At 39.3% G+C, this 21,156-nt stretch carries 19 protein-coding genes; 12 read left to right on the forward strand and 7 right to left on the reverse strand.

Annotated features, from left to right (window positions below):
* Positions 1-169: 169 nt before the first annotated feature.
* The 4 genes from B2X72_RS01175 (at position 170) to infB (ending at position 6,148) form a co-directional block, all read left to right on the forward strand.
* Positions 170-946 (forward strand): XRE family transcriptional regulator, encoded by a 777-nt coding sequence (locus tag B2X72_RS01175; protein WP_075993377.1) that lies wholly within the window; start codon positions 170-172, stop codon positions 944-946.
* Positions 947-1,183: 237 nt separating this feature from the next.
* Positions 1,184-1,648, forward strand: a complete 465-nt coding sequence (gene rimP, locus B2X72_RS01180; protein ID WP_075993376.1) for a ribosome assembly cofactor RimP — start codon at positions 1,184-1,186, stop codon at positions 1,646-1,648.
* Between the two features lie 5 nt (positions 1,649-1,653).
* The gene (gene nusA / locus B2X72_RS01185) at positions 1,654-2,895 is read left to right on the forward strand and encodes a transcription termination factor NusA (protein ID WP_070567754.1); all 1,242 of its coding nucleotides are present in this window, start codon (positions 1,654-1,656) and stop codon (positions 2,893-2,895) included.
* Positions 2,896-2,998: 103 nt separating this feature from the next.
* Positions 2,999-6,148, forward strand: coding sequence for a translation initiation factor IF-2 (gene infB / locus B2X72_RS01190; RefSeq protein ID WP_286848098.1), 3,150 nt, complete (start codon positions 2,999-3,001; stop codon positions 6,146-6,148).
* Between the two features lie 64 nt (positions 6,149-6,212).
* On the opposite strand, the gene B2X72_RS01195 is transcribed toward infB, so the two are convergent.
* The 4 genes from B2X72_RS01195 to B2X72_RS01210 form a co-directional block, all read right to left on the reverse strand.
* Positions 6,213-6,605: a VOC family protein gene (locus B2X72_RS01195; RefSeq protein WP_145328632.1), complete on the reverse strand. Its 393-nt coding sequence runs from the start codon at positions 6,603-6,605 to the stop codon at positions 6,213-6,215.
* Between the two features lie 87 nt (positions 6,606-6,692).
* Positions 6,693-7,754: an NADH:flavin oxidoreductase/NADH oxidase gene (locus B2X72_RS01200; protein WP_088163629.1), complete on the reverse strand. Its 1,062-nt coding sequence runs from the start codon at positions 7,752-7,754 to the stop codon at positions 6,693-6,695.
* 119 nt (positions 7,755-7,873) lie between these two features.
* The gene (locus B2X72_RS01205) at positions 7,874-8,590 is read right to left on the reverse strand and encodes a 3-ketoacyl-ACP reductase (RefSeq protein ID WP_286848099.1); all 717 of its coding nucleotides are present in this window, start codon (positions 8,588-8,590) and stop codon (positions 7,874-7,876) included.
* 58 nt (positions 8,591-8,648) lie between these two features.
* Complete coding sequence (locus tag B2X72_RS01210) at positions 8,649-9,236, reverse strand: NUDIX domain-containing protein (protein WP_286848100.1); 588 nt, start codon at positions 9,234-9,236, stop codon at positions 8,649-8,651.
* Between the two features lie 22 nt (positions 9,237-9,258).
* Between B2X72_RS01210 and pyrE the strand changes: the two genes are divergently transcribed.
* Both pyrE and B2X72_RS01220 read left to right on the forward strand, forming a co-directional pair.
* A complete protein-coding gene (gene pyrE, locus B2X72_RS01215; RefSeq protein ID WP_070567741.1) occupies positions 9,259-9,909 on the forward strand; it encodes an orotate phosphoribosyltransferase in 651 nt (216 codons plus the stop codon).
* A gap of 19 nt (positions 9,910-9,928) precedes the next feature.
* Entirely contained in the window at positions 9,929-10,327 is a 399-nt protein-coding gene (locus B2X72_RS01220; RefSeq protein ID WP_286848101.1) for an SRPBCC family protein, read from the forward strand.
* Positions 10,328-10,381: 54 nt separating this feature from the next.
* On the opposite strand, the gene B2X72_RS01225 is transcribed toward B2X72_RS01220, so the two are convergent.
* A complete protein-coding gene (locus B2X72_RS01225; protein WP_286848102.1) occupies positions 10,382-11,098 on the reverse strand; it encodes a superoxide dismutase in 717 nt (238 codons plus the stop codon).
* A gap of 262 nt (positions 11,099-11,360) precedes the next feature.
* On the opposite strand from B2X72_RS01225, the gene B2X72_RS01230 reads away from it, so the two are divergent.
* Both B2X72_RS01230 and B2X72_RS01235 read left to right on the forward strand, forming a co-directional pair.
* A complete protein-coding gene (locus tag B2X72_RS01230) occupies positions 11,361-12,407 on the forward strand; it encodes a ferredoxin--NADP reductase (protein WP_286848103.1) in 1,047 nt (348 codons plus the stop codon).
* A 122-nt stretch (positions 12,408-12,529) separates the two neighbouring features.
* On the forward strand, positions 12,530-14,458 hold the full coding sequence (locus tag B2X72_RS01235; RefSeq protein WP_286848104.1) for an acetoacetate--CoA ligase: 1,929 nt from the start codon (positions 12,530-12,532) through the stop codon (positions 14,456-14,458).
* Between the two features lie 91 nt (positions 14,459-14,549).
* Here the strand turns inward: B2X72_RS01235 and B2X72_RS01240 are convergent, their stop codons facing one another.
* Entirely contained in the window at positions 14,550-16,157 is a 1,608-nt protein-coding gene (locus B2X72_RS01240; RefSeq protein WP_088162211.1) for an acyl-CoA carboxylase subunit beta, read from the reverse strand.
* 154 nt (positions 16,158-16,311) lie between these two features.
* Here B2X72_RS01240 and B2X72_RS01245 point away from each other — a divergent pair, with 154 nt between their 5' ends.
* From B2X72_RS01245 to B2X72_RS01255, 3 genes are read left to right on the forward strand one after another with little or no spacing between them, the layout of a single operon-like run.
* Complete coding sequence (locus tag B2X72_RS01245; RefSeq protein ID WP_070567729.1) at positions 16,312-17,460, forward strand: acyl-CoA dehydrogenase family protein; 1,149 nt, start codon at positions 16,312-16,314, stop codon at positions 17,458-17,460.
* A gap of 6 nt (positions 17,461-17,466) precedes the next feature.
* Positions 17,467-18,306 (forward strand): hydroxymethylglutaryl-CoA lyase, encoded by an 840-nt coding sequence (locus B2X72_RS01250; protein ID WP_286848105.1) that lies wholly within the window; start codon positions 17,467-17,469, stop codon positions 18,304-18,306.
* Positions 18,307-19,083 carry an enoyl-CoA hydratase/isomerase family protein gene (locus B2X72_RS01255; RefSeq protein WP_088162209.1) on the forward strand — a complete coding sequence of 259 codons (777 nt, stop codon included), beginning with the start codon at positions 18,307-18,309 and terminating at the stop codon, positions 19,081-19,083.
* On the opposite strand, the gene B2X72_RS01260 is transcribed toward B2X72_RS01255, so the two are convergent.
* Positions 19,084-19,560, reverse strand: a complete 477-nt coding sequence (locus B2X72_RS01260; protein ID WP_088162208.1) for a hypothetical protein — start codon at positions 19,558-19,560, stop codon at positions 19,084-19,086. It abuts the gene before it with no gap.
* A gap of 723 nt (positions 19,561-20,283) precedes the next feature.
* On the opposite strand from B2X72_RS01260, the gene B2X72_RS01265 reads away from it, so the two are divergent.
* Positions 20,284-21,135 carry an ATP-binding cassette domain-containing protein gene (locus B2X72_RS01265; RefSeq protein WP_088162207.1) on the forward strand — a complete coding sequence of 284 codons (852 nt, stop codon included), beginning with the start codon at positions 20,284-20,286 and terminating at the stop codon, positions 21,133-21,135.
* Positions 21,136-21,156: the final 21 nt, after the last annotated feature.

Raw genomic sequence — 21,156 nt, forward strand, 5'->3', positions numbered from 1 at the left:
AACTGAGGCCGATTTTGAAGTGTTTACGATTGTTGTCAGTTGATATATATACAATAAAATTGTTCATAATGCTAAATTATTTGGACGTTTAAAATATATTTACTAATTTTATTGGCACAATATTACTAATAAAATTAGTTTTTGCAAAATATTTTTTTGAAAAAATAATATGTCAAATATTTCGTCCAATCTGAAGTTCCTTCGAAAAGGAAAAAAAATCACACAGCAACAATTTGCTGATCTTATGGAAATTAAGCGTGCGTCTGTGGGCGCGTACGAGGAAGATCGAGCAGAGCCCAAATATGAGTTATTAAAGAAGATTGCCGAATTCTATGGTTTGACTATGGATGAATTGGCAAACGATGTTATTGATGATAAATGGAAGCCGGTTCCCAAAAGCAATGCCTCAAATTTAAGGGTGCTTAGTGTGACTGTAGATGCGGATGATCGTGAAAATATCGAACTTGTTCCGGTTAAGGCTAGTGCCGGGTATTTAAATGGGTATGGTGATCCGGAATATGTTGCTGAGTTGCCTAAGTTTTCGCTGCCTATGTTTGGTCAAGGGACATTTCGTGCTTTTGAAATAAAGGGAGACTCGATGTTACCTTTGCCATCGGGGTCCATTATTGTAGCGGAGTATGTGGAGAACTGGCATGATATCAAGCCGGGGAGTACCTATGTTATATTGTCTAAGGAAGATGGCGTGGTTTATAAGCGTATCGCTTTTAAATTTAAAGAAGATAAGGGTTTGAAGCTCGTTTCAGACAATAAAACATATGAACCTTATTGGGTGGAGACTGCGGACATTCTTGAAGTATGGAAAGCGAAGGCTTTTATCAGTACACAATTGCCTGAGCCTACGCCAGAGCCAACAATGGAAACGCTGACGAGTATGATGGCGCAGATGCAGAAAACAATTAATGCGGTGGTAGATGGTTCAAAATAGTAGAGAATTGTCTGCGTTTTTTTACGATATAGTTGCACTGTGAAGATAATTTCTATGACCGAGGAGCGATCGATAGCTTGTTTTTATAGGGAATGTAGGGGTGTCGAATATAAAAACAATCTATCTAATTTTGTTTTTTATTTTATAAAATGCTATATTTGCATATCTGAAAGGAAGGGGGCTCGTATTGCCCCCTTTTTTTAATTCAATTAATTTAGCATTTCTAGAAACAGAACAATGCAGCATATAGAAAAGAGAGTTATTGAACTCATCGCGGAAAAAATTGCAGATCGCGAGGATTTGTTTATCGTCAGCGTGAAGATGCGCCCAAATAAAATTCTTGAGATTCTTTTGGACGGAGATAATGGTGTGAATATTGATGATTGCGCACAGGTGAGCCGTCATGTTGGTTTCCACTTGGAGGAGGAAAATGTAATTGATGACGCTTACCGTTTAGAGGTTTCATCTCCAGGTATTGATGCTAATTTTGTTAATATCCGACAGTACCAAAAGAATATTGGTCGTACAGTTCAGGTAAAGTTGAACGATAATACAAAAGTTGAAGGTACATTATTGACCGTAGACGAGATGAAGATCAATGTTCTTCAGAAGATAAAAGAAAAAGGTAAAAAAGCACAAGAGGTAGAAAAAGAACTTCCTTTTGATCAAATAAAAGCAACAAAAGTGGTAATTTCATTTTAATAATAATGAGTAACAGCAACATCAATCTGATAGACTCTTTTCAAGAGTTTAAGGAGTTTAAGAATATCGATAGACCTACTGTTATTACAGTATTGGAAGAGGTTTTTCGTAGTATGATCCGTCGTCGTTTTGGTACGGATGAAAATGTGGATGTTATCGTGAATCCAGATAACGGAGATTTGGAGATTTGGAGGACGCGTGTCGTTGTTGAAGATGAGTTTTCAGAGGATGATGATCTTGAAATCGAATTGGCGGAAGCTAGAAAGCATGATGAAGATTTGGAAGTAGGCGATGATTTTATTGAACAGATCACATTGGAAAGCTTTGGCCGTCGTGCAATTTTAGCTGCACGTCAGACACTTGTATCTAAGGTTTTGGAATTGGAAAAAGACGAGGTCTTTAAGAAATATAAAGATAGAGAAGGAGAGTTGGTCATTGGTGAGGTTTATCAGATTTGGAAAAAAGAAATCTTGGTATTGGATGAGGACGGTAATGAATTAATTCTTCCTAAATCAGAACAAATTCCAGCTGACTATTTCAAAAAGGGAGATGGCATTCGCGCAGTTGTGCATAAAGTGGATATGATGAATAATAATCCAAAGATTATCATTTCACGTACCGCACCTGCGTTCTTACAACGTTTATTTGAACTTGAGGTTCCTGAAATTTTTGATGGTTTGATTACGATTAAGAAAATCGTTCGTGAACCAGGAGAAAGAGCGAAGGTTGCTGTTGAGTCTTATGATGATCGTATTGATCCTGTAGGGGCTTGTGTTGGTATGAAGGGATCCCGTATTCATGGTATCGTTCGTGAATTGCGTAACGAGAATATTGACGTGATTAATTTTACAACAAATCATTCATTGTATATCGCTCGCGCTTTGAGTCCAGCAAGGATTAGCTCAATCAAAATCGATGAAGAAAATAAGACTGCGGCTGTATATTTAAAATCGGATCAGGTTTCTTTAGCAATTGGTCGTGGAGGACACAATATCAAGTTGGCTGGTAAATTGACTGGTTATGAAATTGATGTTTATCGCGAAAATGACGAGTTTGATGAAGATGTTGATATCGAAGAATTCAGCGATGAGATTGAAAGCTGGGTTATTGATGAATTGAAACGTGTTGGTTTGGATTCTGCAAAGTCGGTGTTGTCTCTTAGCGAGGAAGAGCTGGTTAGACGTACCGATTTGGAAGAAGATACTGTTCGTGAGATTGTACGTATTTTACAAGCTGAATTTGAATAAAATTCAGCTCATTAATTTTTTTCTATCTAACATTCGGAATAAATTGTTTATGGATGGAAAAAAACATATTTTTGTAATTATATTAAAATAGTTTATATTATAGATGACTGAAGGAAAAGGAACAAACTTGCTTAAAGCAGCAAAGGAACTCAACATCGGGATACATACCGCCGTGGAATGTTTAGTGAAAAAAGGATATGATGTAGAAGCAAAGCCTAACACTAAATTGAGCGGAGAGATGTATGGTGTGCTGTTAAAAGAGTTTCAGGGAGACAAATCACTGAAAGATGAAGCTAAACAAATTGTGATTGGCAAAATTCGTCGTGAGGAGTCGCCGTCCACTTCTCCTAAGGAATCATCTAAGAATGAGGATTTCGAAGATCATGATGAATCCAAGGAAATCCTGGTCAAAAATACGGTAGAAATCCCTTCTGTTAAGGAACCTACTCCTGCAAAAGTAGAGGAGCAGCCCGTTCATCAAGGTGGTATGAAGGTGGTTGGTAAGATTGATCTGGACGCATTGAATAGAGGCGGAAATAAGGTCAAGAAGGAAGAACCTGTTAAGGAGGAACCAAAAACCGTTAAAGAAACACCTGTAGAGGTTAAAGCTGAAGCTAAGGTGGAAGAAAAGAAAGAAGCCGAAGTCAAAGCGCCTATTGTTGAAGCGAAAAAAGAAGAACCAAAGGTTATTGAAAAGAAGCCGGAAGTTGTTGTACCAAAAGCTGAAATAGAAAAACCCGAAGTAAATAAAACTGAAGTAAAAGCAACTCCGGTTGTAGAGACAAAAACTGAACCTGTGAAGGTAGAAGACAAGAAAAAAGAAGAAACAGCGCCGAAAGCTGTACCAGTAACTCCAATAGTGGAGCCTGTGAAAAAACAAGGAGATGAAATTATTTCTGCTCGTGCAGAGAGATTGACAGGTCCTAAAGTCATTGGTAAGATTGAATTACCATCTGCTAGACCTTCCCACAAACCAGTGGCTTCATCTTCAAATGCTGGAAATAATAATGAGAAACGTAAGCGTAAGCGTACGAATCCAAATGGTCCAGTAAACCCAAATGCGGGGCAAGGTCAAGGTCATAATAACCAACACCGTGGGCCGCGTGATGGCAACAATCCCAACAACCGGGACCAACAGGGTAACCGAGGAGGGAATCATGGTCCTAACAACAACCCGAACAATCGTCAAGGGCAAAACAACAACCAACATCCGGGTAGACCAGGACAAGGAGGTAACAACCAACACCCAGGTAGACCAGGACAAGGTACGAGACCGCAACACGGTAATCGTTTTGACAATAGAGGTAAGGGAAGACCTGTTGAGAATAAGGAAGAACCTACTGAAAAGGAAATCCAAGATCAAATTAAGGCAACACTTGCTCGTTTGAGTGGTGCAGGTAAATCTGGTAAATTTGCGCAACGTGCCAAATTGAGACGTCAGAAACGTGATGATGTTGCTCAACATGCAGAAGAAGCTGCAATGGAGCAAGAAATGATGGCGAAAGTATTGCGTGTTACAGAATTCGTAACAGCAAACGAATTAGCTAATTTGATGGACGTTCAGGTAACCCAAATTATTGCAACTTGTATGAGTTTGGGTATGTTCGTGTCAATTAATCAACGTTTAGATGCGGAAACTTTAACAATTGTAGCGGATGAATTTGGTTATCAGGTAGAGTTTATCAAACCTGAGGATGAGGAGACTGCCGAACTTGAGGAACCGGATAACGAAGCGAATTTGGTTTCAAGAGCCCCTATTGTAACGGTCATGGGACACGTTGACCATGGTAAAACATCTTTATTGGATTATATCCGTAAGGCGAACGTTACTTCTGGTGAGGCTGGTGGTATCACCCAACATATCGGTGCATACGCGGTGAAATTGGAGGATGACCGTAAAATTACATTCTTGGATACTCCTGGTCACGAAGCTTTTACGGCTATGCGTGCCCGCGGTGCTAAAGTGACGGATATTGTTATTATCGTTATTGCAGCGGACGACGCTGTCATGCCGCAAACAAAAGAAGCAATCAACCACGCGCAAGCAGCGGGAGTACCAATCGTATTTGCATTTACTAAAGTAGATAAACCGGGAGCAAATCCTGATAGAATCCGTGAGCAGCTTTCTGCGATGAATATCTTAGTTGAAGACTGGGGCGGTAAGTTCCAAGCGCAAGAGATTTCAGCAAAAACGGGAGAAAATGTTGACCTATTATTAGAAAAAGTTCTATTGGAAGCTGAGATGTTAGATCTAAAAGCTGATCCGAAAAAACGCGCTGTTGGTTCAGTAATTGAAGCAGCTTTGGATAAAGGTCGTGGTATCGTGACAACGGTATTGATACAAAGTGGTACATTACGTGTTGGAGACCCTATTTTAGCGGGATCGCATTCAGGTAAAGTGAAGGCTTTGACTAATGAAAGAGGTGAACGTGTTAAAGAGGCGGGACCGTCTGTTCCAGTACAAATCTTGGGTATGGCAGGCGCGCCAACAGCAGGGGATAAGCTTTATGTTCTTGAAAGCGAGTCTGAAGCTAGAACTGTAGCCAACAAACGTCTTCAGTTACAACGCGAGCAAGGTATGCGTGCAACTAAACATATTACCTTGGATGAAATCGGTCGTCGTTTGGCCATCGGTAACTTTAAAGAACTTAATATTATCGTTAAAGGTGATGTGGACGGTTCTATTGAAGCATTATCAGATTCATTATTGAAATTGTCTACTGACGAGATCCAAGTTAATATCATTCATAAATCAGTGGGTGCGATCTCTGAATCAGATGTATTGTTAGCTTCTGCTTCCGATGCGATCATCATAGGTTTCCAAGTACGTCCGACACAAAACGCACGTAAGTTGGCAGAGAACGAGCAAATTGATGTACGTTTATATTCGATCATCTATGATGCGATTGATGAAATCAAGTCTGCGATGGAGGGTATGTTGGCTCCGAAATTTGAAGAGAAAATTGTTGCTGAGGTTGAAATCAGAGAAACTTTCAAAATTTCTAAAGTTGGTACGATTGCCGGATGTATGGTTAAAGAAGGTAAGATCAATAGAAATAATGATATCCGCATAATCAGAGATGGTGTCGTAATTCATACTGGTAAACTGGCATCTTTGAAACGTTTCAAAGATGATGTGAAAGAAGTTTCAATGGGTTATGAATGTGGTTTAAATATTGACCGTTTCAATGATATTCAAGTAGGAGACATTGTCGAAGCTTACGAACAAGTTGAAGTAAAACGTAAATTGTAATCACTTAGTGATACACTAATAAAACAGAAAGCGGCATTGGTTTTAATCAATGCCGCTTTCTGTTTTAACGTTCGTATAGTTCTATTGGTACCTGATCAGGATCAAAGAAGAATGTAAAGCATTTATTTGTTAACTCGTCTATTCTGATCCCTTCGTGTGATACACCTGCTTTTTCGAGCTTATTTAATTCTAGGTCGAGATTATCGACTTCGAATGCAAGATGTCTTAAACCGGCGGCTTCTGGAAAGCTGAGCCGATTAGGCGGTGATGGAAACGAAAAAAGTTCTATAATATAATGATCATTGAGTTTGAGATCCAGTTTGTAGGAATCACGTTCCACACGATAGTATTCTCTAGCAATCTCTAGGCCCAGTATGTCAGTATAGAATTTCTTTGAACGCTCATAATCACTACAGATAATAGCGATATGATGTATCTTGTTGAGGTTTAATTTCATTTTTAAATCTTATCTCATTGTGTTTGTTATACAAGGTTGTTCCTTAAGGATATGGATCATATACAGACTATTTTACAATGTTTCATCTTATTTTGCTCTTTCATATTGTTTAGGCCAGGGGATGTCAGCATCTAATTCTTTGGCAAAATGTAATGGAAGATGTGGATCATCAAGAAATCCCCGTGCGATTAAGATTAAATCAGCTTGCTTTTGTGCGATGATCTCAGACGCTTGAATAGCCGTTTTGATTAAACCTACTGTGGCAACGTTATTCTTGGTATGTTCCTTAATCGCGATGGCGAAAGGGAGCTGATATGCTGGTCCGACATCTATTTTTTGATAGGAGACCAAGCCTCCACTCGACACATCAATTAAATCTACCCCCAATGTATACAGTAGTTGCGATAAGGCTATAGACTGCTGTAGATCCCAGCCTGCTTCGGCCCAATCTGTTGCTGAAATACGTACCCATAAACTTTGGCTTGTTATTTCTCGTTTTACTCTTTTCACAATTTCAATAAGAAAACGTATCCTATTTTCAAAGATCCCGCCGAAAGAGTCTGTCCGTAAGTTGCTCAGTGGTGAAAGAAATTGATGGATCAGATATCCATGTGCAGCGTGGAGTTCAATAATTTCATAGCCTGCCTGTATGGCTCTTTTCGTTGCTGTTCCGAATTGTTCAATCAGATTTTCAATGGCGTCTAGATCAAGCTCCTGTGGTTCATAATCTCCAGCATGGAAAGGGATCGGAGATGGGGCGACTGTTTGCCAACCCTGTGGATCCGTTGGTGAAAATTGATTCCGCCCGACCCAAGGTTTATTACTGCTTGCTTTGCGGCCTGCATGAGCAAGTTGTATGCCCGGTATGGAATTATTTTCTTTAATGAACTCGGTTATTTCTTTTAGTTTTTCGATATGCTGGTCCTCCCATAAACCAAGGTCTCCATCACTGATTCGACCGTCAGGGCTAACTGCTGTTGCTTCCTGTATTACTGCTGCAGCTCCGCCGATTGCAAACTGGCCCAAATGAACCAAATGCCAGTTATTTGCAAAACCATCTTTTGCGGAGTATTGGCACATTGGAGATACGACCAAACGATTTTTCAATTGGAGGTTTCCAATATTTACTGATGAAAATAATTGACTCATAATTGCGTGTTTATAGAAGGCAGGAGCAAGGAAAGCTCCCGCCTTGATCAATTCTTTGTTTTGTAAAGAGAGCCCCTCAGAAGCCTTTATTTAAATCTTTGCGAACCGTGGTTCAACTGTTAAGGATTTGTAGACCATAAAGATGCTGATTTTAGCATTGCTCTTCTTGGTAGTTTTAAATTGGCAACTACTAACTCTGCGAAATCTTCAGGCTGGAGAACTTTTTCTGGATCGCCATCGGTAAGTCCAAGTTCTTTGGACATATCGGAAGCGATCGTGCTTGGCATTAACGTACATACACGAATATTGTTTTTCCGTACTTCCCGCATTAAAGAATCGGCGAAGCCGATGACGCCAAACTTTGACGCACTATAAGCGGAAGTGGTGGCCGCGCCATTTAATCCGGCAGTCGAAGATACCATAATGATATCGCCTTGATTTTTTTCAATCAGTTGTGGAAGGATAGCTTTTGTAACAAAGTATGTACCCAAGAGATTGGTATGAATGATCGATGTCCAATCGGCAACGTCCATGTCGAGCACAGAGGAAAATGATGCCACTCCCGCATTGTTAATTAAGATATCAAAGCTGCCGAAAGTGTTTTTCAGTTGCTCGATCTCCTGTTGTACAGCACTATAATTTGATACGTCAAAAACGGCATAAGTGACCTCAGTGCCTAGCTCGGCAAGTTCCGCAGCCGTATTCTTCAAAGCAGCTTCATTTCTCCCAGTAATCGCGATATGAACACCTTCTTTCGCTAATGCATAGGCAATTGCTTTTCCTAATCCCCGCGCGCCACCTGTAATTAAGGCTCTTTTTCCTGTTATATTTTCCATAACATAAAAATAGGTATGATCTTTTTTATTCGTGTCAGATGAACCTCAAAAAGGCAACTTATTTTGCCTTTTTGAGGATATTTTCGATAATAGGGTAAGTATTGTTCCGTATGTCTTCAAATTGGTCCACATGACGCCATTCCGCTTTTGTAATATCTTCTGCGGTTTGTGGAATCAATTTAGGGACTTTGTTGACTCCCATTTCATACCAGTTTGTTGCTTTTAGGACGAATTCTCCATTTCGCAAAAAATAAGTATGGTATGATGTGGTAATTTTTTTTCCTAAGTAGTTGATTTTAATGCCACATTCCTCTTCAACTTCGCGTACAGCTGCTTCCCGCATTTTTTCATTGTCTTCGACTTTACCTTTAGGGAGGTCCCATTTTCCTAATCGGTAGATAAAAAGATAATCTCCATCACCGTTTTTCACCAATCCACCGGCTGCTTTGATGAGCTTAATTTTATTTTTTAAGTTTTGAAATACAGTTTCAAAATCCTTGTTGATGTAGAGATATGTTTTTGGAACTTTATCAATTTCAGATTGTTTGAAAAGTTTTTGGAGGTCAATCTCTTGAAAACTAATTGTTTGTTGGTTTTTGGTTTTCGATGGAACAAAATCTGCTAAAATTAGCACGGTTTCGTTCATATAAATTTTATAAATTTGCGCCATGAATAATTTAAATGAGGTTGAACAAAAAGTTGCTGAATCCTTATTGCAAATTAAAGCAATAAAATTGCAACCTAAAAGTCCTTTTACATGGGCGTCGGGTTGGAAGTCTCCAATTTACTGTGATAACCGTATCACTTTATCTCATCCTGCGATTCGTACATACATTCGTCAAAAGCTTTCTAAGCTTATTCAAGAAGAGTTTGGATCAGTGGATATGATTTCTGGAGTTGCTACGGCAGGTATTCCACAAGGCGTTTTGGTAGCACAGGATTTGGGACTACCATTTTCTTATGTTAGAAGCTCAGCTAAGGACCATGGTCGTCAGAATTTAATTGAAGGTGAAGTAGTTAGCGGTCAACGTGTAGTTGTAATTGAGGATCTAATTTCGACAGGTAAGAGTAGTTTAGTGGCTGTAAAGGCTTTACGTGAGGCTGGCTGCAATGTTGTTGGCTTGGTGTCTATTTTTACTTATGGATTGCAACAAGCTACTGATAATTTTGCCGATGCAAAATGTCCTTATTTCAGTTTATGTAATTATGATGCTTTGATTCAGGTCGCTGCTGAAAATAGTTATGTATTGGAAGAGGATATTGAGATCTTGAAAAAATGGCGATTGAACCCTGCAACTTGGGGAGATAATTTTCAATAAAAAAGATTAATTTATCGTTATGACTACTATTCAGAACACAACAGAAATCAACAAAAATGTCAGCGAGGTCTATGCATTTTTGGCGGATCTCAACAATCATGAACAGTTGATGCCGGAAAATATCTACAATTGGTCTTCGACTACGGACGAAGCTCGATTTACAATACAGAATATGGCAAAATTGGCCCTTAAGGTAGAAGAACGTGGTGAGAATCAATTCATTAAGTTGGTTCCTTCGGAGAAGGCGCCTTTTGAGGTTGCTCTTCGTTGGGAATTGCAAGTTGTTGCTGATACGGTGACAAAGGCAACCTTTATTATAGATGCTGATCTCAACATGATGATGAAGATGATCGCTTCTGGACCACTTCAAAAATTAGTTGATTTTCAGGTCAACAAATTAAAAGAAAAGTTAGGATAGGTTGTTCATAACGGATATAAAAAAAAGCTCGATTATTACTAATCGAGCTTTTTTTTATGCTAGTCTTTCATTGACTTTTTTCCAATTCACAACATTCCACCAATTTTTAATATAATCAGCTCTTTTGTTTTGGTAGTGCAGGTAATAAGCATGCTCCCATACATCAAGGCCTAAAACGGGGATACCTTTTACCTCTGCAACATCCATTAAAGGGTTGTCTTGATTTGGAGTAGAGGTAATTTTTAAGTTACCTGAGTCATCCAAAATCAACCAGGCCCATCCCGAACCGAATCGTGTGGTTGCTGCTGTGGCAAATTGTTCTTTGAATTTGTCTAAAGAACCAAATGTCTTATTGATCATGGTCAATAATTTTTCAGAGGGCTGGCTCGGCTTATCGGACAGACTTTCCCAAAAAAAGTTATGGTTCCAAGCTCCACCAGCGTTATTCCTTGCTTTAGGAGAGTACTTAGATATGTTTGCTAGAAGTTGCTCCTCTGAGGCTTCTTTGATATTTTCAGCAAGAATGGCTTCGTTAACGGCGTTAATATAGGCCATATGGTGCCTTGTATAATGGATTTCCATTGTCAACGCATCAATATTAGGCTCCAAAGCGGCATAACTGAAAGGTAATTTTACTTGGGAAAACTTTAAGGTAGCGGCATTTAATTCAGTAGCTTTCGCGGAAGCAATATCTTGTAATATTGATCCAGATACAGCGATGCCAAGTGTAGCTTTTGCTGCATTTTGAAGGAAGTTTTTGCGTGTTTGCATATAATCTTATTGTGATTAGTTTTGATATAAATATAACGTGAAATTTTACAAATATTGTGCAAGAATTGTCTGTTAATTGTAATACAACAAAATTGTTATAAATTCATCTTTTAGGGTGGCATATATTGTTTTGAATTTTGGTTTACGGTATTTACGTAACATATAATTTGCATGCCTTTAAGAACGCTTCAGGGCAGCCTTAGGGCAGGGTAGCTAGAGCATTATAATTGTTTATAAAGTCAAATTTAGCTAAGTTTGATTTATGTATACATTAAGGATTTCAAAAATTATCCCCCAACCTAATAATAACATTACTTTTCAGCTTGAGTCTATAGCAGGAGACTATCCTTCCTATAAAGCTGGGCAGTTTATTACACTTTCTTTTGTGTTTGGTGATCGTGAGGTACGTCGTTCTTATTCTTTTAATAGTTCGCCTGATAATGATGAGCCCTTAAGTATCACTGTTAAGCGTGTCGAAAATGGGGAAATATCCCGACTGCTCCACCATACTATTGTGGAGGGGGATATCGTGAATGCAATGGAACCTCAGGGTTTATTTGTATATGAACCTGAACCAGAAAAGGTTCGGACCTTATTTTTGTTTGCTGCAGGAATTGGCATTACACCCTTGTATGCTATTCTGAAAACAGCGCTTCTTGCTGAAAGTAAGTCCAAAATAGTTTTAATTTACAGTAATAGTACGCTGGAGTTAACACCGTTCCGATCGGAATTGGAGCACTGGGCAGATCGATTTCCTGATCGCTTAACTATTGTGTGGATTTACTCCAATAGTAAATACTTGATGAAAGCCAGGTTAAATAGAGATTATATACATGCTATTGTTAACGATCATTTGTTTGGAAATAAGGAAGATGCTTTGTTTTATACTTGCGGTCCTGTGATTTATATGGACTTATGTCGTTTTACACTTTTGGGGATGGGGTTTGATTCCAATCAGATAAAACGAGAGACATTTCTATTGCCCGAAAATGAAGAGGATGATGATGATGAGACCGAAAAGGAAGTCGATAGAACAACCTATGCCATCGAACTATCTTTTCAAGGTAAAACTTATCATCTAGAGGTTCCCTACAATAAATCTATTTTAGATATAGGGCTGGAGCATAAAATTAAGTTGCCTTATTCTTGTAAATCCGGTATGTGTAGTACGTGTATTTCGCAGTGTACAAGGGGGAAAGTAAGAATGGACTATAATGAGGTGTTAACAGACCGCGAAGTTGAACAAGGAAGAATACTGTTGTGCACGGGGCATCCGGTAGAAATGAATACCGCTATTGAAGTGCTATAATTGAGCATTCGTATTTAATCCAAAAATATGCTGTGCAGTTATGGGGCGCCAGAAATATTTAAAATTGCATATACAAGTAAATTTATCTAAGTTTGGATATAACCGTTTTATAGCTAACTATTATGGGGGAATTACTCTGGAGCCCAACAGAAGAGCAAAAATCTCAATCTGAGATCAATAAGTTTAAACAATATGTCGAGAAGGAGCATGGCTTATTCTTTCCATCCTATCAGGAGCTTTGGACATGGTCTACGACAGAACTGGCTAGTTTTTGGAAGAGTATAGCCACCTATTTTAATATAAAGTTTCATTCAGACTTTACAACTATTGTTGAGTCGCCAGCAGATCCTACAAGCTTTATCGGAACAAAGTGGTTTGCTGGGGCTACCTTGAATTATGCTGAACACGTATTTCGAAACACAACGGAAAAGCGTCCGGCATTAATCTTTCAATCTGAACAGCAAGTTAAAAGAGAGGTGTCGTGGACTGAGTTGGAATTCATGGTTCTCAAACTTCAGGTCTATTTGAAAGAACTAGGGGTACAAAGTGGAGATCGCGTCGCTGGTGTATTAATTAATGGCATTGAGGCTGTTGCGTTATTTTTGGCTGTTAATTCCATTGGTGCTGTTTGGTCCTGTTGTTCGCCCGATTTTGGGGAGGCGAGTATTCAGGATCGTTTTGAGCAGATTGAACCCAAAGTGCTCTTCGCAAATTCCAATTATTACTATAATGGCCGTCTTTTTGAAAAAGCGGAGAGTATTAAACAGCTTTCTCTGCGGCTACCATCTTTACTGGCTTGTGTTTTGATTGATGACAATATTTGGGAAGAGATTCTGAAAATGGATCTTGCGCAAGCTGAGCTCCAATTTACGGCAATGCCTTTTGATGCGCCAATATGGATTTTGTATTCTTCGGGAACTACCGGGAAGCCCAAAGCCATTACACATGGAGTTGGCGGTATGCTGCTGGAACATATGAAAGCACTGGGACTGCATCAAAATGTGCAAGACGGGGATCGATTCATGTGGTATTCCACTACTGGATGGATGATGTGGAATTACGCGCTTTCGGCCCTTTTAATGGGAAATACATTGTGTATATATGATGGGGCTACGAATTATCCCGATAAATTAAGTTTATGGAAGTTTGCACAGGAAAGCAAGGTTGACCATTTTGGTGTTGGCGCTGCTTATCTCATCTCCTGTCAGGATCAAGATTTAAGATCCTTGGCTTATCAGCCGAAAACAATAGGATCGACAGGTTCACCACTTCCACCAGATGTATTTGAATGGCTAAATCTACAGTTTCCAAAGAGTCAAATTGTCTCGCTAAGTGGTGGTACAGACGTTTGCAGTGCCTTTCTTTCGGGGTGTACATTGCTTGATGTTTATGCAGGGGAGATCCAATGTCGCACTCTAGGCTCTAAGATAGAAGCATTTGATGAGCATGGTCATCATCTTTATGGAGAGGTGGGAGAACTTGTTATTTTAGCTCCCATGCCCTGTATGCCCATCTATTTTTGGAATGATTTGGCGAATAAAAAATACTTTGATAGTTATTTTGATAAATATAGCGGTGTTTGGAGTCATGGTGATTGGATTAAGATCACTGCACATGATGGAATAATTATGTACGGTCGTTCAGATGCAACGCTAAACCGCGGTGGCGTACGTATCGGTACTGCAGAGATCTATAATGTTTTAAATAGAACCAAAGGGGTCTTGGATAGTTTGGTTATCTGTGTAGATCATGAAAATGGATCATCTGATATGTTGCTTTTTGTTCAATTGGACAATGGTTTATTGAATGATGCGTTAAAAGGGGAGATTAAACGGGAGCTTCGGCAACAATATAGTCCGCGACATGTGCCTGACGATATTTTTCAGGTATCGGCTATTCCTTACACGTTAAGCGGTAAAAAACTGGAGCTGCCTATTAAGAAGATTTTTTCGGGAATGACTGTAGAAAAAGCGGTGTCAGTAGATATTATGCGGAACAGAGAATCTTTGTTAGACTTTGAAGCGATCAGTAAAATCTGGAGAAGATCTTAAGTATAGTATGATATAAAAATACCTAATTAGAAAACCCCTCGGATGACGAAGTTTATCGTTTGAGGGGTTTTCTAATTTAATTTTACTCCACTCAGACCTGTATAACACCGACATTATACCGTTCTAGAATAGGTTTTTCGTTGGCAGCTTCAATTCCCATGCTGATGACTTTTCGTGTTTCTTCAGGCGCTATAATTCCATCAACCCATAATCTTGCAGCAGCGTAATACGGACTCAGTTGCTCGTTGTACCGATCTTCTATTGATTTAAGGAGACTGTTTTTTTCTTCTTCATTAATTTCTTGACCCTTGGCTTTTAAAGCTGATTCTTGGATTTGAAACAGTGTCTTGCCTGCAGCGGCACCGCTCATGACAGCCATTTGGGCAGTAGGCCAAGCGTAGATTAGTCGTGGGTCATACGCTTTTCCACACATCGCATAGTTTCCTGCGCCATAACTATTTCCAACAATAAAAGTGAATTTTGGAACTACGGAATTGGCCATTGCATTTACCATTTTTGCTCCGTCTTTGATAATCCCCCCTTGCTCTGATCGGCTTCCTACCATAAATCCAGTGACGTCCTGAAAAAACACAAGCGGAATGTTCTGCTGGTTGCAATTCATGATGAAGCGCGCTGCCTTATCTGCTGAATCACTATAGATAACCCCGCCCATCTGCATTTCCATTGCGTTACCGGGTTTCTTGGCTTTGATAATTTCACGTTGATTGGCAACAATCCCGACAGCCCAACCGTCTACACGTGCGAGGGCGCAGACAATGGTTTTTCCATAATCGGGTTTGTATTCCTCTAAAGTATCTGCGTCTACAATTGCATTCAAGATATCCTGCATGCGATAAGGTTTTGTTCTGTCTTCGGGAAGAATCTCTACTATTTTACTCGGATCTGTTTTTGGAGGAAGGCTTTGCTTTCTGTTGAAATTAGCTTTTGGATTTCCACCGATTTTATCGATAACATTTTTTATGGCCTCTAAACAACTTTGGTCGTCGGGAAATTTATTGTCTGTCACGCCGGATATCTCCGAATGGGTAGAAGCTCCGCCGAGTGTTTCAGCGTCTACGGTTTCACCTATCGCAGATTTGACCAGGTATGGGCCTGCTAAAAATACAGAGCCTGTTCCTTCGACGATAAAGGCGTAGTCGGACATGATAGGGAGATAAGCGCCACCTGCCACGCAACTTCCCATGATTGCTGCAATTTGAGGTATTCCCATGGAAGACATTCGGGCATTGTTACGGAATATGCGGCCAAAGTGTTCTTTATCGGGAAATATTTCATCCTGCATCGGTAAAAACACACCTGCAGAATCTACCAAATAAATGATTGGAAGATTGTTTTCCATGGCAATTTCCTGTGCGCGTAGATTTTTCTTGGCAGAAATAGGAAACCAGGCTCCTGCTTTTACGGTTGCATCGTTAGAGACGATGACACATAGTTTGGATTTTACATAGCCCAGTACCGCTGCACAGCCCGCATTTATGCATCCACCATGTTCTTTATACATTCCCTCGCCGGCAAACATGCCTATTTCCAGATATTCTCGGTCTGGGTCCAGTAGATATTCTATTCGTTCCCAGGCTGACATTTTACCCTTTTCTTTCAGTTTTTTTATTTTATCGATGCCACCACCTAGTTTTAAATTTTCTCTTTTTTGGCGAAGTAATGCGAGTAGCTCCTTCATAATTTATAATCTTGGTTTTAAAAAGCTGTTGAATTAAGAATTTCTTATTTTTAGATAAATTTAAAATAAAATTTTAAAATATTTGCAATTTTATTCCTAAATATTTTGATATATTTGAATTGAATTACCGATTGTAAATTTAATATTCATGCTTATGTTTATTGAAAATAAACAACAAATGGATATGATCAGACAAAGTGCACGAGATTTTGCACAGTATCATATCAAACCTTATGTGATGGAATGGGACGAAGCCCAAATATTTCCAATAGAAGTTTTTAAAAAGTTAGGCGAACACGGTTTCATGGGTGTGATCGTTCCTGAAGAATATGGTGGATCGGGACTCGGATACCAGGAGTATATTACCGTTTTGGATGAGATTTCCAAGGTGTGTGGCTCAATTGGACTTTCCGTAGCGGCGCATAATTCGTTATGTACAAATCATATATTAAGCTTTGCCAGTGAAGAACAGAAGAAACGTTATCTTCCAAAGTTGGCGACAGCTGAATGGATCGGTGCCTGGGGACTTACAGAGACCGGTTCTGGTTCGGACGCTGGTGGAATGACGACATTTGCTGAGCGAGATGGTGATCACTACGTGTTGAATGGTTCTAAGAATTTTATTACGCATGCCATCAGTTCTAGTGTTGCTGTCGTTATTGCGCGGACGGGGGCTAAGGGAGATAAAAAAGGGATGTCTGCTTTTATTGTTGAGAAAGGTACACCTGGATTTACCGCAGGAAAGAAAGAAAATAAATTGGGGATGCGTGCCTCAGAAACTGCCTGTCTGTTTTTTGATAATTGTCGGATTCATCGGGATCAACTCATCGGTGAAGAAGGGCAGGGCTTTGTGCAGGCCTTAAAATTATTGGATGGCGGACGTATTTCTATTGCGGCACTTTCTTTGGGTATTGCACGCGGAGCTTACGAGTGCGCGTTGAAATATGCGCACGAGCGTGAGCAGTTTGGGAAAAAGATTTACGAATTTCAGGCGGTTTCTTTTGCGCTAGCAGATATGGCGACACAGGTGGAAGCCAGTGAACTGTTGACGAGGCAGGCAGGCTATTTAAAGGATCATGGAGATCGTGTTTCTAAAATTGGTGCGATGGCTAAACTTTATGCGTCGGAGGCTGCCGTTAGTGTTTCGAATGAATCTGTACAAATCTTTGGTGGTTATGGATTTACAAAGGACTATCCTGCCGAGAAGTTTTTTAGAGATGCCAAGTTATGTACAATAGGTGAAGGGACTTCAAGCATTCAGAAAATGGTGATCGCTAGAGAGATTGAGAAAGATATTTTATAGCATATTATGAGGGATCAAGTTGTGTTGATTGATTGCCCAAGAGACGCTGTTCAAGGGCTTCATAACTTTATTGAGACGGATAAGAAAATTAAACATATCAATACGTTGATCGAAAGTGGGCTGTTTGATGTTATTGATTTTGGATCTTTCGTTTCGCCGAAAGCAGTTCCGCAGTTGGCGGATACAAAAATAGTACTGGAAGGAATCAGAACGAATGAAAAAGTGAAGTTATTGGCGATTGTCGCCAATCTTCGGGGCGCGCAGGAGGCAGCTCTAGAGGAAAAAATCCACTTTTTAGGGTATCCATTTTCAATATCGGAAACATTTCAACTTCGAAATACCAATATGGGCTTGGCGGCTTCTTATCAGCAGGTAAAAGAAATGAAAGCTTTGGCCGACTCGCAGCATAAATCTCTGGTTGTTTATATTAGCATGGCTTTTGGAAACCCATACAGTGACCCTTGGTCCCCGCTTTTGGTAGAAGAGTGGATTGGAAAATTATGCGATCTTGGCATTCGGGAATTTTCTTTGGCAGACACAACTTCAGAAGCCGATGCAAATCAGATCTCAGAATTATTTAGTTTTGTTAAAACTCGTTTTCCAACACTGGAAGTAGGCGCACATTTTCATGCAAGGCGAGAGGAGAGTCTTGCAAAGATTGAAGCAGCTTATCTGGCGGGTTGCCGTAAATTTGAAGGCGCATTGCTCGGTTATGGCGGTTGTCCATTTGCAAAAGATGATTTGGTCGGTAATATACCTTCAGAGCTGTTGTTGCATTATTTTGGACGAGGAACTGATGCTGAAATAATCGGATTGGAGCATAGCTTCAGACAAATGATTTTGTAGATGGAAAAACTGAATTTTATTAAAGTGCACGTTGAGGGGCATGTGTTCAACTTGACCTTAGCCCGTTCGGATAAAAGAAATGCTTTTAGTCCGACAATGGTGAGCGAAATAGCCTATGCATTGAATCTGGCGAATAGCAATCCTGATGTTCGTTTAGTACAAATAGAGGCTGAAGGTCCGGTGTTCTGTGCTGGTATGGATCTTAAAGCTTTTGAGGACCCTACATTAGATATTGGAAATTCGGCAATTCCCAAGGTTGAAAAGTCACTGGCAGAAATATTTGCCTGTTTAGATAAGCCTTCAATCTGTGTTGTTAGGGGAGATGTTATTGCAGGTGGTTTTTTGATAGCATTATCCTGTACGTATTTATTTGCTCTCCCACATGTACGTTTTTCTTTGCCTGAAGTGAAAATTGGGCTCTTTCCATTTCAGGTGTTGGCGTTGCTTACAGAATATATGCCTGAAAGAAAAGCCATGGATCTCTGTATCAGTGGTCGGTCTTTTTCTGCGGAGGAGGCTTTGAAAAGGGAAATCGTTTATGGCATCCTGGATGCTGAAGAAACAGTATTGATTGAATTGAAAAGGACGATCTTGGAAAATGCTCCCTTGGCCATATCACGGGGTTTTGTAGCACTGCGAAAATTAAAAGAGCAAGATTATGATGATAAGTATAACTTTCTATTGGAGAGCTTGGCGGATTTGCGTAAAACCAATGATTTCAAAGAAGGAATGGATGCAATGCGAAATAAGAGAAAAGCCAACTGGCAAAATAGCTAATTAAAATGATCGAAAACTAGGTCTGCTTGTCAGCGGCGAGAATTCCCAGGGAATGGAGCTAAGAACGATCAGGAGAGCTAGTCCAAACCAGATTAATAATATTTTAAAACGTCGATCGTTTGTATCGGCGTTTTTGCTTTTAAGGGCACCTATTGTTAAGCAGATTGCGGCAATAATCATCATGCTACTGTGCTCCATGCCAAAGAAGCGAATTTGCCTGAGGTGAACTGCTTCGTCAAAATGTTGCAGAAAGTACTGTGTGATGGGGCTCAGTACATAGAGACTAAAACCTAAAAATAGCTGAATATAAAAAGAAATAACCGTAATTTTTACAAGAAATTGATCGGTAGGGGAGAATGGAAGTTCCTTTTTTCTTTTGTAAAAAAAGTTCACGAGACTAATCGTTACTACAATCAATACCTCCCATCTCCATAAAGAATGCATCGCTAGAATGAAAGGATAAATGTAATTCATCATACAGACAAAGATGGTAATAAAATAGATTTAAAGCTATTTTAAGCAATATCATCACATAAAATAAACGAAGGTTTTTCATCAGTTGACTAATCTGTTGTTCAAAGTATGTCATATTTATGTGTATTTCTTGTTTATATAAGTTTTTTATCGTTTTGATTATTAGTTTGTTTTGTATTTTGTTTAACTCTTGGTTAATACTACTATTGCGTGTAATTTGGTATTCATCGGTAAGGTGGAGAATAACGATTAACTAGCCCAAACACACAGTTCAAATGATTGCAAGAACAAAGGTATTTCCTATTGAGTAATCAATACTACTCTTGTATGTTTTGGTTTTGGCTGTTTTTAGCCTCTCTGAGGTGCTGTTTGTTTTTCTCAAGGGGTTTGTGTGGTTTTAATTTATTTAGGCTTAGAATGGGGTTATTTTAGTTTTGGCGGATAGTTGTAATTTGTTCAGTTTTTTAACACGGATAACGCATCTCGTTAAAGTTGCCTTTTGTTTATTATGAATTTCATAATGTATTTAAATAACTATTTGTTTGTCATTGCATTATGTTTATTACATAAATTGAGTGTTTATGTTGTCCTATGCCCGATTGGCGCTATTAAAATAAAGTAATGCCTGAGCGTAAGCAAAGCCCTGCCTGTATTTTTTTTAAAATATTTTTGGAATTATATAAAATTCGTTTCTATATTAGTGTATTAATTAAATAATACAGTAGTATGATTACTATCCAAAATCTAAATTTCAGCTATAGTAAATCAAGGCCACTCTTTCTTCATATGGATCTTGAATTGAAGCAGGGGCATATCTATGGCTTGTTGGGGAAGAATGGTGCTGGTAAATCAACTTTGCTTAAGAATATTGCCGGTTTGGTATATCCTGTTTCGGGGCGAGTTGATGTGCTGGGGCATAACCCTAATCGAAGGGAACCTTCCTTGTTAAGAGAGATTAGTTTTATTCCGGAAGAGTTTTATCTCCCTGCCGTAAAATCGGAACAGTTTCTGAAGGCTAATGCAGGGTTCTACCCCAACTTCGATCAGGTATATTTCGATCAGCTTATTCGTGAGTTCGATATTCCTATTGAGCAAAAATTAGCAAACATGAGTTATGGACAGAAAAAGAAATATATTATTTCTTTCGGTTTAGCGTCTAACACGAAAGTGATCATCATGGATGAGCCAACGAATGGTTTGGATATTCCTTCTAAGGTTCAGTTTCGAAAGATCATGGCTTCTGCCATTACTGACGATCGATGTGTGATTATCTCCACACATCAGGTGCGTGATCTGGATAATCTTATTGATGCTGTTATTTTGCTTGATGATCATAAGGTTGCACTCAATGCTCCGATGCATGTGATTACTGATCGTTTATGCTTTAAAAAAGTAAGAGAATTGCCTTTGGATACACTCTATTCCGAAGAAGGAGTAGGCGGTTTTAATGTTATTCTCCCAAACTCGGCGGTAGAAGATTCGAAACTGGATTTGGAGTTGTTATTTAATGCTGTGTTACAGTGCAAGGAAAAAATTACGGACCTTATTAAACTTGATGAATATGTCAAATCTATTTAATGCTACGCGTTTTTTTGGACT

This window comes from Sphingobacterium sp. UBA7253 (genome assembly GCF_002472745.1).
Taxonomy (GTDB): domain Bacteria; phylum Bacteroidota; class Bacteroidia; order Sphingobacteriales; family Sphingobacteriaceae; genus Sphingobacterium; species Sphingobacterium siyangense.